The organism is Erythrobacter sp. SG61-1L, from assembly GCF_001305965.1.
Lineage (GTDB): Bacteria > Pseudomonadota > Alphaproteobacteria > Sphingomonadales > Sphingomonadaceae > Andeanibacterium.
The window spans coordinates 421892-435691 of record NZ_JXQC01000003.1 but is presented as its reverse complement, the minus strand read 5'-3'; the positions used below and the strand labels follow the sequence as shown (position 1 = coordinate 435691).

At 63.2% G+C, this 13800-nt stretch carries 9 protein-coding genes and 1 tRNA gene; 7 read left to right on the top strand and 3 right to left on the bottom strand.

Annotated elements, in window-relative coordinates:
* Positions 1–92 precede the first annotated feature (92 nt).
* Positions 93–2183: a TonB-dependent receptor gene (locus SZ64_RS02225; RefSeq protein ID WP_241772964.1), complete on the top strand. Its 2091-nt coding sequence runs from the start codon at positions 93–95 to the stop codon at positions 2181–2183.
* Positions 2184–2189: 6 nt separating this feature from the next.
* Here SZ64_RS02225 and SZ64_RS02220 read toward each other — a convergent pair whose 3' ends face one another.
* The 3 genes from SZ64_RS02220 to SZ64_RS02210 form a co-directional block, all read right to left on the bottom strand.
* Complete coding sequence (locus SZ64_RS02220; RefSeq protein WP_054529335.1) at positions 2190–2843, bottom strand: 5-formyltetrahydrofolate cyclo-ligase; 654 nt, start codon at positions 2841–2843, stop codon at positions 2190–2192.
* Positions 2844–2856: 13 nt separating this feature from the next.
* Entirely contained in the window at positions 2857–4797 is a 1941-nt protein-coding gene (gene uvrC / locus SZ64_RS02215) for an excinuclease ABC subunit UvrC (protein ID WP_054529334.1), read from the bottom strand.
* Positions 4798–5267: 470 nt separating this feature from the next.
* Entirely contained in the window at positions 5268–8402 is a 3135-nt protein-coding gene (locus SZ64_RS02210; protein WP_054529333.1) for a hypothetical protein, read from the bottom strand.
* A 210-nt stretch (positions 8403–8612) separates the two neighbouring features.
* On the opposite strand from SZ64_RS02210, the gene infA reads away from it, so the two are divergent.
* The 6 genes from infA (at position 8613) to SZ64_RS02180 (ending at position 13736) form a co-directional block, all read left to right on the top strand.
* Positions 8613–8858, top strand: coding sequence for a translation initiation factor IF-1 (gene infA, locus SZ64_RS02205; RefSeq protein ID WP_021689091.1), 246 nt, complete (start codon positions 8613–8615; stop codon positions 8856–8858).
* A 9-nt stretch (positions 8859–8867) separates the two neighbouring features.
* Positions 8868–9470, top strand: a complete 603-nt coding sequence (locus SZ64_RS02200; protein ID WP_054529332.1) for a nucleoside triphosphate pyrophosphatase — start codon at positions 8868–8870, stop codon at positions 9468–9470.
* Positions 9463–10437, top strand: coding sequence for a ribonuclease E/G (locus tag SZ64_RS02195; protein WP_054529331.1), 975 nt, complete (start codon positions 9463–9465; stop codon positions 10435–10437). Before SZ64_RS02200 ends, SZ64_RS02195 begins: the two co-directional genes overlap by 8 nt.
* Positions 10434–10610 (top strand): DNA gyrase inhibitor YacG, encoded by a 177-nt coding sequence (gene yacG / locus SZ64_RS02190; protein WP_054529330.1) that lies wholly within the window; start codon positions 10434–10436, stop codon positions 10608–10610. The genes SZ64_RS02195 and yacG overlap by 4 nt, the downstream gene beginning before the upstream one ends.
* A 106-nt stretch (positions 10611–10716) precedes the next feature.
* A tRNA-Phe gene (locus SZ64_RS02185) sits at positions 10717–10792 on the top strand.
* Between the two features lie 439 nt (positions 10793–11231).
* Entirely contained in the window at positions 11232–13736 is a 2505-nt protein-coding gene (locus SZ64_RS02180) for a G8 domain-containing protein (RefSeq protein ID WP_054529329.1), read from the top strand.
* The last annotated feature ends 64 nt before the right edge of the window (positions 13737–13800 follow it).

The window sequence follows — 13800 nt, the reverse complement described above, 5'->3', positions numbered from 1 at the left end:
ATATTTCACAAAACATAGCATACCATATTCCATCATATATAGCCCTTCGCCACGCAGCGAGGGGCGTTTTTGCAATGAGGGAACACCGGAAAATGAAATTGCGCCTGCTGGCTTCGGCCTGCCTGATCGTCTGCCTGCCTGCCACGGCCCATGCGGAAGAAACTACCGCAGAAACCGCTGATAACACCTTCACCCTCGGCCAGATTCTGGTCACCAGCAAGAAGCCGGAAGGCATCGCGGTGACTGGCGAAACCATGACGGCGGAGGCCATCGAAGCCTTCAACCGCAACCAGCTGGACGATGCGGCCAACCTCATGCCGGGCGTGTCAGCTTCCAACAGCGGCGGTTCGCGCAATGAACGCCTGATCTATGTCCGCGGTTTCGACCGGTTTCAGGTCCCGCTCTCGATCGATGGCATCCGTGTCTATCTCCCGGCCGACAATCGCCTCGATTACGGCCGCTTCCTGACACCGGACGTGGCCGAGATTCAGGTAGCCAAGGGCTATGCCTCGGTCCTCGACGGCCCCGGCGCGATGGGCGGCGCGATCAATCTCGTGACCCGCAAGCCCACCAAGGAACTGGAAGTGGAAGCCCGCGGCACGCTGGAGCTTGATCGCGATGCCGATTACGCCGGCTACAGCGCCTTCGCCCTGATCGGCACCAAGCAGGACCAGTGGTATGCGCAGGCCAGCTATGCCCGCACGTTCCGCGATCATTGGGATCTACCGGAAGACTTCACCCCCACTGCCACGGAAGATGGCGGCGAACGCGATTTCAGCCGCACCGAAGACTGGCGCGTGAATGCCAAGATCGGCTTCACCCCCAACGCGACCGACGAATATTCGATCAGCTACACGAGGCAGGAAGGCTCGAAGAACGCGCCGCTGCACGTCTCGGATTCGCTGAACAGCCAGCGCTACTGGAGCTGGCCCTACTGGAATATCGAAAGCTTCTACTTCCTCTCCACCACGGCCCTCGGCGACGATCTGACGCTCAAGACGAAGCTCTATCACAACAGCTTCGACAATTTGCTGCGCGGCTTCGACAATCGCAACCAGAACAGCCAGACACTGACTGCGGGCAAGGTGTTCAACAGCTGGTATGAAGACAAGGCCTATGGCGGCACCGTCCAGCTCGATTACACCACCGGCAGCAACAAGCTCGGCGTAGCCTTCCATTACCGGCGCGACGAACATAGCGAATATTCGCAGTACTTCCCCACCGGTTACATCGAACCGCCGCAGGCCGATGACGAGGATACGTTCAGCGTCGCGATCGAGGATCGCCTGCAGCTCAGCCCAACGCTCAGCGTGACCGGCGGATTCAGCTATGACTGGCGCAAGCTTTACACGGCCGAGGAATTCACCCTCAACGGCACTCGCGATGGCGGCACTTTGTTCAACTATCCGCTGGCCAATGCCGATGCCTGGAACGCACAGGGCCGAGTTGACTGGACGCCGGATGCGGACACTGCGTTGCACCTGTCGCTCAGTTCGCGCACCCGCTTCCCGACCATCTTCGAACGCTTCAGCTCGCGCTTTGGCGGGGCGACATCCAACCCGGATCTGAAGAGCGAACGCTCCACCAATCTGGAACTGGGCGGATCGAAGAACTTCGGCGCCGTGAAGGTGGAAGGCGCAGCCTTCTATTCCTGGCTGGACGACGCCATCGTATCCTTCCCCTACATCTACCAGACCTGCGACAATGCCACGCCGCCGGTCTGCTCGGACAATGCCGTCAGCCAGAGCCGCAATGTCGGCAAGGGTGAATATTACGGGGCCGAAGTGGCGGTGAGCGCACAGGCAAGCGCCACGCTGAGTCTTGGCGCCAACTACACCTGGACCCAGCGCGATTTCACCGATCCCTCGATCTCGGCCTTCGAGGCCACCGGCGTTCCCACGCACAAGGCCTTCGCCTGGCTGGAATGGCAGCCGCTGGAACGGCTGAGCATCCTGCCCTCGCTCGAAGTGGCGTCTGACCGCTGGACGGTGAACACGGCCGGCACGCTCTATTACAGGACCGGCGCCTATGCTCAGGCCAATCTGCGCGTGGATTACGAAGTGATCGACGGGGTGACCTTGGGCGCCGGGGTGCGCAATCTGTTCGACGATAATTACACGCTGGTGGACGGCTTCCCCGAACCCGGCCGCAGCTTCTTCCTAACGGCTCGCGCGAGCTATTAAGCCCGGTCACGCGGTGGTGACACCTACCTCTGTCACCACCGCATCCATCGGGATGTCATAGGTCTGCGGATAGATCGTGGGGATCGCCTGCACGTTATAGCCGACGCCGAACAGGCGCGGCTTGTGCGGCAGGAGCGCCGCCAGCGTACGGTCGAAAAAGCCACCGCCATAGCCGAGGCGGTAACAGAGCGGGTCAAAACCCACGACCGGGGCAATCGCGATATCCGGCACCACTTCGGCGCCGTCTGCCGGGATGGGGATGTTCCACACGCCCCGTTCCAGCCGGTTGCCCGATTGCCATTGGCGGAATACCAGCGGGTGCGCCTTTTTCACCACGACCGGCAAGGCCGTGATCGCGCCCCTTTCCCGTAAACGGGCCAGCATCGGCTTGAGATCGGGTTCGCCCCGGAACGGCCAATAGGCGCTGACGACAAGGCCCGCCGGATCGCCGATCAGCGCTTCCAGATAGGCGGCGATCCTTTCGCCCAGTTCGGCCCGGTCACTCGCCGGGATCGCCATGCGCAGGGCAATCAGGCGTTCCCGCTCCGCCTTGCGCCAGTCATTCAGGCCGCCTGCGCCGTCCAGCCCGGCATAGGCCGGATCGACTTCGCCAAGCGAACATGGCGGCGAGGCGAATTCGCGTTCTTCCTCATCGGCCATCCTGCACCTCCCCTCACCCGCTGGGGTGATAGAAATCGTAGATCGTCTGCGCCACGGCGGCACTGACGCCGGGTGCCCGCTGCAGGTCTTCCAGCGAAGCCGCCCGCACCTTGCTGGCGGTTCCGAAGTGCAGCAGCAAGGCGCGTTTTCTTGCCGGGCCGATACCGGGGATTTCGTCCAGCGGTGAAGCGGTGATCGCGCGGCTGCGCTTGGCCCGGTGCGCCCCGATAACATAGCGGTGCACCTCGTCCCGCAGGCGCTGCAAGTGGAACAGCAGCGGGGAATTCACCGGCAGCATCTTTTCCCGCCCGTCGGGGAAGTGGAACACTTCGCGCCCTTCACGCCCGTGATGCGGCCCCTTGGCTATGGCGATCAGGGGCACATCCTCGATCCCAAGTTCCTCCAGCGCATCCTTCACTGCGTTCATCTGGCCCTTGCCGCCATCGATCAGCACAAGGTCCGGCCAGCTATCGCCGTCCCGGTCCGGGTCTTCTTCCTGCGCTCGGGAGAAGCGGCGGGTCATCACTTCGCGCATCATGCCGTAATCGTCATCGGTCTGCGCGGACTTGATGTTGAACTTGCGATACTGGTTCTTGATGAAGCCTTCCGGCCCCGCCACCACCATGGCGCCCACAGCCTTGGTGCCCTGAATGTGGCTGTTGTCGTAGACTTCGATCCGCTCCGGCGGCTCCGGCAGTTCGAGAAATTCAGCCATTTCGCGCAGGATCTTCGCCGTGGTGCTGCTCTCGGCCATGCGCCGTTCCAACGCCTCCACCGCATTGCGCGATGCCTGTTCGATCAGCCGCCGTCGGTCCCCGCGCTGAGGGACGGAGATTTCCACCTTGTGCCCGCTGGCACTGGCCAGAGCTTCCGCCAACAGGTCCGCGCCCTCCATTTCGCGATCCACCAGCACAAGGCGCGGGGGCGGCACTTCCTCGTAAAACTGGGCCATCACGCCCGCCAGAATCGCATCTTCCTCCACCCCGTCGGTATGGGCGGGGAAGAAGGCACGGTGGCCCCAGTTCTGGCCGCCGCGAATGAAGAAGGCCTGCACCGCCACATGCCCGCCCTTCACGGCCATGGCGAAGACATCCGCCTCCGCAATGCCTGCGGCGTTGATTGCCTGGCTGCCCTGGATCGCCGTGGCGGCGCGCAACCTGTCGCGCAGCATGGCCGCCCGCTCGAAATCCAGTGCTTCGGCCGCCGTTTCCATCTGCTGCTGGATTTCCTGCTGCACGGCCGTGGACCTGCCGCCGAGGAAATCCTTCGCCTGACGGACCAGATCGGCATAGCCCGCCTCGTCTATCCGGCCCACGCATGGCGCTGCACAGCGCCTGATCTGATAAAGCAGACATGGCCGGTCACGCCGGGTAAAAAAGCTGTCTGTGCAAGATCTTAAAAGGAACAGCTTCTGTAGTGCATTAATCGTGGAATTCACCGAGCCGGCACTGGCGAACGGCCCGTAATAATTCCCCTTCGCCTTCCTTGCCCCGCGATGCTTGGTGATCCGGGGGAAGTCATGGTCCGCCCGCAGCAGGATGAAGGGGAAGCTCTTATCGTCCCGCAGCAGCACGTTGTAAGGCGGGCGGAAACGCTTGATCAGCTGGGTTTCCAGCAGCAGCGCCTCGGCCTCGCTATTGGTGGTGACGATTTCCATGCTGCGCGTCTGGCTGACCATGCGCCGCAGCCGGTTCGTCAGCCGCTCCACCTGCGTGTAATTGGAAACGCGGTTCTTCAGCGCCCGCGCCTTGCCGACGTAAAGCACATCGCCCCGCGCATCGAGCATACGATAGACACCCGGCTTGGGCTTCAACACCTTCACCGTCTCACGGATGGCGGTGACGCCCGCCTCCAGATCAGGCTGGGCCGAGCGCACAGTATAGGCCGCCCGCTCCTCATTGAAGCGTTCGGCCCCTCGGGGATCGTGCGGTGTTCCGGCGGGGGTTTTGCTCATGCGCGCCAGATAGGAAAATCGACGAAAAAGGGAACCGCACGCCCTCGGAAATCCGCCGAAGTTGACAAGGTTGACACTGTACTGGGAGAAAACTCGCCCCCTGCCCCATGGCCGCCCGAACAGGCGGAAAGAAACGGATTGCGAGGGGCGATGCAGGTCATGACCGGCTTATGGCAAGCAGGCGGCCTGTAGGAAAATGAAAAGCAAAGGCCCCATTCCCTCACTCGTCACCCTGAACTCGTTTCAGCATGACGAATAAGCAAAGGGGCCGCGCGCCACTTGGCGACGGCCCCTTTGCATCTTTCCATCTGCCTCAGGGCATGACCGTTCTTGATTGGCTCGTCATTGCGAGGGCCAAAGGCCCGAAGCGATCAAGGGTTCGGCGCGCTTCGCCCTGGATTGCTTCGCTACGCTCGCAATGACGAGCCCCATCAAGCGAAATAGGATTTCGCTCCAACCGGCCATCCGCATCAGAACATCTTGCGGAATTCCAGCGAGAAGGTCCGCCCGTTCGCGTCCATATAGGCACGCTGATAACGCAGCGGCACATCGCCATTGGAGTCCGTGACAGTGCGATAGCTGTCGAACACATTGTCCACGCCGAAGGAGATGCGGCTGCCCTTCAGGAAGGGCACGGCTTCCACCAGCTTCGCCTGCTGGCCAAGATCGGCAAACAGGCGCAGGTCCAGCTTGGCAAGGCTGCCGAATTCCAGATCTGTGCTGCCCGGCAAGCCGGTGCCATCGATCCGGCTGGGGCCGGAATAGCTGGCCGAATAACGCATGCCGATGCCGCGATAGAACAACCCGCCCACCAGCTGCGCCGAATGGCGCACCACGCCGCTTCCGGAAAGGGCACCGCCATCCAGCAGGTCGAGAACCGGCAGGTTTTCGGCGATCTGGACCTCGTTTTCGAGTTCGAGCGTGTAGGTCAGGTTCATGAACCAGCGGCCTCGGCCGTCGCCGCCACCGGGGCCGCCCGGCCCACGGAAGCCGCCACCGCCGCGCTGGCCGCCACCACCAGGCCCACCGGCGCCAGGTCCACCGGCACCACCCGGAGGCGGGCCGGCAAAGGCTGCGCCCTGTCCACCACCGTTCTGTCCGCCACCATTCTGGCCGCCGCCCTGAGCATTGCCCTGCCCACCCTGCGGCGGGCCGTCGCTGGAACAGATGCGCTGCTTGAACTGTGCATATTTCTCGGGATCAAGCTTGCCGTCCGCCCCGCGCAGTTCTTCCTGAATACGGTCTGGCAATGCGGACAGATCAGGCACTTCGTCACTGCCGGTCGCGCAGAAGCGCTGGCGCATTTCCGCAAAGCGCGCCGGATCGAACCCTCCGGGAGGGCCATCGCTGCTGCAGATGCGCTGCTTGAACTGGTTCAGCTTTTCCTGATCGATCGTGCCATCCGGCTTGAGCAGGTTTGCCTTCATCTGTTCCGGCATGGTGGAAATATCGGGCACCGTCGCGCCGTCTGCGCAAAGCTGCTGCCGGAACTGCGCAAAACGCTCTGGGTTGAAGCCACCGCCCGGCCCGCCAAAGCCGCCCTGCGGCGGTCCGCCAGCACCCTGAGGGCCATTGGCTCCCAGTGCGGGTGCGCCGCCGCCCTGCGGCGCAGCCTGCCCGCCCCCGCCTTGCCCGCCACCTTGCCCGCCGCCCGCAGCAGCACGCGCCATGGCGAAGGGATTGTTGGCATTGCCCGCACTGGCATTCGCCTTGCCGAAGGGCCCGGAAAGATTGAGGCCAAAGCGCAGGCGCGAGGATTTCTGGCTATCGAAGGTGACCGGGCGCTGATCGATGGAGATCAGCTGACCGGTGACCAGATCGCGCTGCACCCGATCCGGGAAGGCTGCTTCGATTGCCGGGGTCAGCAGCGGGAAGGATGCACTGACGTCCGAGGAATTGTTGCGGTTATATTCCACCGAGATGCTGGAATTGTTGAGGAATGGCAGCTGCCAGAAGGCGCCGATGCGCACGTCGCGCTGCTTCTCGTTGGTCAGATTGGGATTGCCGCCGCTGGTGACAGTAGCCAGCACCGTTTCGCCGCGCGACAGGTCGTAAGTCGGGACGTTCAGCGTCACCACTTCGGGGCTGTTGAGCTGGCTGAGGCCGGGCGCCGCATCGCGAGTGATGTAGCTGGCCTGGATGTTCAGCGTATCGGTGATCCCCCAATTGATCCCGGCCGTCCAGTCAGTCAGCGTGCCGAAGTCCGAAAGGTGGTCGATCCCGGCCGTGAAGTTCAGGCTGATGTCGCCGATGGCGCCCAGGAAATCGTCATCCCGGCTGGTGATCGGCACGCCCAGGTTGAACCCGGCGGAGAGATCGCCGCGCGTCAGGCTGGTTTCCACGCCCGGATTGCGCGTGTCCTCGCTCTGGACGCGGTTCCACTTGTAGCCTGCGTCCAGCGTAAGCGTAACGTCGCCCGCGGGCAGGATCAGGGGCGAACCCATCACGGTGACGAGCGAGCTGGCGGAATCGGTCAGCGTCTTCGCCGTATCGAAGCCCGCGTCGCTGGTGGTGGGCAGCAGCCCGTCATAGGCGAGCAGGCCATCGGCAACCGCATCCTGCAACACGGTGGAATCGGCGTAACGGTCAATTTCCGTAGTGCTGCGCGCCCGGCTGGCGTCGATCGTGCCGGTCAGCTGCCAATCGCCCAGCGGCGCGTTCAGCGTGCTGCCGAAAGACACCGTCTCGGTCCGGCTGCGGCGGGCGAGCGGGTCGTCCTCGCCATAGGTGCGCAGCAGGCTGTTATTCGCGTCGTTCGGATCGGTCAGCGTCACTGTGTTGAGGCCCGACAGGCTCTGGCTGCGGCCACGCTCATAGGTGCCGTTGACCGACAGGGAACTGCCCGCGCCGCCAAGCCGGGTGGTGACGTTGCCGGTCAGCTCCAGATCGGAACTGTCGCCCACAAGGCTGCGATAATTCGCCGGGTTTGGATCGGTCGCAAGGCCGGGCACAACAGACTGCACCACCCCGCGCTCCGCCTCGGTCAGCGGGCTGGTATCGTTCCATTCGGCATTGATATTGAACCGGCTCGGCCCGGCGATCTGCAGATAGGTCGTCTCCACCTGCTTGGTGGAAGTGCCCCCGGCGCCGGGCTGGCTATATTCGCCTTCCAGTTCGCGGCTGGAATAATTGTTCTTCAGGATGAAGTTGATCAGGCGCTGATCGGCAGAGAAGCCATATTTCTGAGCCACTTCTTCCGGCAGGATTTCCACCTTCTGGATCGCCTCGGGCGGGAAGGAGCGCATTTCGCGGAAGCTGGATACGCGCATGCCGTTGACGAGGAACACCGGCGGGCCGGACGAACGGCCACGGCCCGAACCCGTCTGCGGCGCCAGCGCGGCGACCAGATCGGCAATCGAGCTTGCGCCATAGGCGGCGATGTCCGTCTCGCTCAGGACCTGGATCGGCGGCTGGGCGACCTGCACCGAACCACGGATGTTCTGCGCCGTCACGACGATCTCGTTTTCGGTGTCCAAACTGTCGTCGGCCGGGTCCACCGGCTCCTGCGAGGACGATGCAGGCACCTGCTGGGCGTGGGCAGGAATTGCCGAAATCACGGCAAGGCTGGAAATGGCCGACAGCAGTAGGGCGCGGTTCAGGGTCATCGTTGACTTTGTCTTTTTTTAGGGATGGTTGGCGTCTAATGCGGAGGTAACGCACGACCCTCAAGCCGCGTTTCGTAACAAAAGGTCGCAATTCGATTAATGCCGCATGAGCGCCGATGAACGCTCATCTTCGGCACGGGCTTTCCTTTTTGCGCTCTGGCGGCTATTGGGCGCGCCAGATCGACAATCTCACCCGGAAACAGAGCACATATGGCTAAAGAAGAACTCCTCGAAATGCGCGGCAAGGTAGTGGAATTGCTGCCTAACGCGATGTTCCGGGTCGAGCTCGAAAACGGCCATGAAATCCTCGGCCACACTGCCGGCAAGATGCGCAAGAACCGCATTCGCGTCCTCGTGGGCGATGAAGTGCTGGTTGAACTGACGCCCTACGATCTGACGAAGGGCCGCATCACCTACCGCTTCATGCCCGGCCGGGGCGGCCCCGGCCCGCAATAAGGCCGGCGCGTGACCGCGCCCCTCGGCTCCCCGCAGCTGATCCTGGCTTCCGCCAGCCCACGTCGGCGCGAATTGCTCGCGCGGCTGGGCATCGTGCCCGCTGCGATCCGCGCCTCCGACATTGACGAAACGCCGTACCGCGCGGAAATCCCGCGCGCCTATGCCCTGCGCATGGCGCGGGAAAAGGCGCTGGCTTCCCATCAGGGGCTTGCGGCGGGCGATCCCTCCTTCATCCTGTCGGGCGATACGGTGGTGGCCTGCGGGCGCCGCATCCTGCCCAAGGCTGAAGATGAAGCGACCGCACGTTCATGCCTGCGCCTGCTTTCCGGCCGCCGCCACCGCGTGCTGTCCGCCATTGCCCTTCTCTCACCCACCGGTGCCCTTCAGGAGCGGCTGAGCGAAACCATCGTGCGCTTCAAGAGCCTGTCCGACGAGGAAATCGAAGCCTATGTCGCGGGCGGCGAATGGCACGGCAAAGCCGGCGGCTATGCCATTCAGGGTGCGGCCGAAGGGCTGATCGTCTGGATCAGCGGCAGCCATTCGGGCGTGATGGGCCTGCCCCTGTTTGAAACGCGAGCGCTGCTCAAATCGGCGGGTTTCCCTCTTGGCTGAATGGCTGGTCGAGGAAGGGATCGGCGAAAGCCGCGCGATCCTGCTCGAAGGCGATACCATTGCCGCCGCCCGGATCGACTGGCCCGGCGCGCTGGCGGCCGGTCAGGTGGAAGACGCAAGGCTGATCTCCCGCAGCGCGGGCAGCGCGCGCGGCACGGCCCGTTTTGCCGGTGGCGAAGAAGCGCTGGTGGACCGCCTGCCCAAAGGCGCCAGCGAAGGCTCCACAATCCGCTTGCAGGTCATCCGTGCCTCCATCGGTGAAGCTGGCCGCACCAAGCTTGCCCAGGCCCGCCCGACAGAGGAATGCCCTCGCCCCGCCCCTTCGCTGGCCGAGGCACTGGAACTGGAAGGCCATTCGGCCCGCATCGTCCATCGCTTCCCGGTGGAAGGATGGGACGATCTGTTGGACGAGGCCTTTTCCCGCGAGATCGCCTTTGCCGGCGGCTCGCTGATACTCAGCCCGACGCCCGCGATGACGCTGATCGACGTGGACGGCACCTTGCCCCCCGTGCAACTCGCCCTTGCGGCCGTGCCAGCCATCGGCGCAGCTCTGCGCCGGCTGGACATCGGCGGATCGGTAGGCGTGGATTTCCCCACGCTGGTGGCCAAGGCAGAACGGCGCGCCGTGGACGAGGCTTTGGGCACCGCACTGGCCGAATGGCCGCATGAACGCACGGCGATGAACGGATTCGGCTTCGTTCAGCTTGTCGCGAGGCTTGCCCGCCCGTCACTGCTCCACCGGGCTGCCCGCAGCCGCACCGGCATGGCCGCACGCCGCCTGTTGCGCCGGGCGGAAGGCGTGATGGAGCCGGGCGCATTGCTGCTCACTTGCCATCCAGCCATCCGCGCGAAGCTGAAGGAAGAATGGCTGGCAGAACTGGCCCGCCGCACCGGCCGTGAAATCCGTGTGGAAAGCGATCCTGCCCTTGCGCTGGAAGCAGGCTTCGCGCAGGCCGTGCCGCTATGACCGACGCCGCAAAAGCAAAGCCTTGCCCGATCTGCCGCAAGCCGCAGGTCAAGGAATTCGCGCCCTTCTGCTCCGCCCGCTGCCGTGACCGCGATCTGGCCCGCTGGCTGAACGACGGATATGCCCTGCCCGGACCGCCCGCAGACCCGGAAGACATCGTCCGCGAAGAGTGAATTTCAAAAAAGGGGGATTCTTGCTCTTGCCAAGCCGCCCTCCCTTCGCCATAGGCGCGCTCTCCAAGCCGCTCGCCGGTCATTGAATGACCGCCGCCGCAGCGTTGCCCGGGTAGCTCAGTTGGTAGAGCACATGACTGAAAATCATGGTGTCGGCGGTTCGATTCCGTCCCCGGGCACCACCTCCTTCGCAAATTTCCGCGAAATCAGGTGGTGACTTCCAGCACGCAGGTGCGGTGCGCATTCCTTGTCACAATTGATGTGACCGTCACCGCCAAGGTTGCCCGACCAAATGTCCGGGAATTCGGCCGAAGAACTCCTCGCCGCGACTGAACTGCGATCGTTTTCGGCACCGGCGTATTTGATCGCATAAATCCCGAAGACGTCGGAGCAGCCGAAACCGTCCTCAAATTACTCCGAATTGCTTCTCAATGTCGGCTTGGCAAAGCCGGCTATCCCCTGCACACTATGGTCAAATACAAAACGGGACTCACAGTCCCGAATGAGGGGATCATCATCATGCGCATGCGGTTTCGACTGCTCCTTCCAGCTGTGTTTTTTTCCGTCTCCCTTGGGCTAGGCCTGGGGCATGAAGCCCGCGCTCAGGATTCGCACGCACATATGGACATGCCCGCGCAGGAACATGCCGCGCCGGCAAAGCAGTCGCGCTGGTCCGATCCCGCATCCTGGCCGAACGGCAAGGTGCCGCGCGATGGCGATGCGGTTACGATCGAGCGCGACCGGAACATCGTTCTCGACGTCAGCCCTCCGGCTCTGCGCAGCCTGACGATCGCCGGGAAGCTCAGCTTCTCCGACGATCTGGATCTTGAACTGAAAAGCGAATGGATTCTGGTCGCGGGCGGTGAACTGGGCATTGGCAGCGAGGCGAAGCCGCATACGCGCAAGGCGACGATCACGCTGACCGACAATGTCCCCGATGAAGACATCAATACGATGGGGGACCGGGGCATCATGATGATGGCCGGAACCCTGAACCTTCATGGCGACCGCACCAATAGCTGGACCAAGCTGAGCAAGACGGCAAAGGCAGGCAGCGCCTCGATCGAAGTGCTGGATGCCGGCGGCTGGCGCAAGGGCGACGAGATTGTCCTCGCCTCCACCGATTTCGATCCCCGGCAGGCGGAAAGGCGCACGATCACTGCCATCAGGGGGAATACCCTCACCCTGGATATGCCGCTGCAATATATGCATTTCGGTGAGGTCACCTATGGCGTGGACGAGCGGGGCGAAGTCGGGCTGCTGACCCGCAACATCCGCATTCAGGCCTCTGACGATGCCGAAAGTTCCTATTTCGGGGGGCACATCATGGCGATGGCCGGGTCCAAAATGTATGTTTCGGGCATTGAGCTTAATCGCATGGGCCAGCATCTGCATCTGGCCCGTTATCCGATCCACTGGCACATCATTGGCGAAGGCCAGGGCCAGTATATCCGGAACTCGTCGATCCACGACACCTACAGCCGCTGCGTGACCGTGCATGGCACCAATAACCTGCAGATCGAAAATAACGTGACCTTCAACACGGTTGGCCACTGTTTCTTCCTCGAAGACGCAGTGGAGACGGGCAACCGGTTCGTCCATAATCTGGGCATCCAGACAAAGTGCCACCCCACCCTGCCCTGTATTCCGACAAACCTCGGCCCGGGTGGGACGACAGCAGGGCCGGCTGGACAGGCTTCCAAGGAAATCCTGATTCCGTCGGACAATACGGCCTCGACCTTCTGGATCACCAACCCGGACAATATCTATCGCGACAATGTCGCCGCCGGGTCCGATCAGACCGGCTTCTGGTTCGCCTTGCCGGAACATCCGACAGGTGCCCATGAAGGCAAGGACGGCAGCGACCGGATATTCCCCCGCCGCACCGCCGTGCGGGAATTTTCGGGCAACACCGCCCATTCGAATTTCGATGGTTTCATGTTCGATCGCGGCCCCAAGCCGGATGGCACCTTCAGTGTCGGCGGCAGCAATTACCACTTCGCCTTTACCGATCCGGCCGATCCGAACAGCCAGCCCAAGGGATCGCTGTTCGAGGATTTCACCGCCTACAAGAACCGGCACGGTGCCGTGTGGGGCCGGGGCGAGCTGCATCTGTTCAGGAACTTGCGAGTGGCCGACAATGCAATCGGCTTCACTCATGCAGCATCCGCCGTCGGGCGGGCCGCCTACACCTCGAAGGTGGTGGACTCGGTGTTCGTAGGTGAATCGGACAATATCGGCACACCCCGCACTCCGCAGGAACTGGCCTATGGCCGCAGCATGCCCAACGACATCCCGGATTATCCGATCCGCGGCTATGAATATTACGATCTGCGCCACGACGTGGAGAACACCACCTTCGTGAACTTCAAGCCCAACGAGACGCGCAGCGCGGGCGCGCTTTCCTACCTGATGTACACCAGCTTCGGCATGAGCAGCGAAAACGCCATCGAAGGCGCGAAATTCGTCAATTCCCGACCGGTCGATTTCCCGCCGGTCGTGCGCAAGTGGTCGTCCGATTTTGGGCGCGCCAATGCCTGGAGAGGCGCGGCGATCCATGACAAGGATGGCTCGGTCGGCGGTATCCCCAATTCCTATATCGTGCTGGACAATGGCATCGCCTCTGACGAGGAAGCCTGCCAGATCAGGCCCGACTGGGGCGCGGCCGTGTGCCGGGGCGATTTCGGCCACTTCAGCGTGGGTGGCAATTTCGGCTTCGGCAGCGGCCCGATTTCCGATCCGGTCATGCTCAGCCGCAATGGCAGGCGCTGGGAATATACTGGCCAGACCACCATCCGCAGCGGCGCCGAAGTGCGCATCGAAACCGGCAAGAAAGACCTGTCCCTCTCGCTGAGCGAAATGGACAATGGCTCGTGGGTCGTCTTCGAACTTCCCGGCTTCAGCGCCCCCGCCAATGGCGTCCGGAAGCCCAGTCTTGCCGCACTGCGCGAGGCCGGTGAAACGTCCTACTTCGGTGCGGATGGCACTCTGTGGGTCAAGCTCGTGGTCGACAATACCGCCGGGCAGAGCATGACTGTGGGCACCCCCGGTGCAGGCGTGAGCACCGTCGGCCCCGGCCCCGGCGGCGCCTTCGCTGCCGGCGCCCGCCTCGACGTCAGCAGGTAAGGCCAGACGCGCGTTACGGACCGGCGTGATGCAGGAGGCCTGGCACCCCTGCATCACGCCCGCC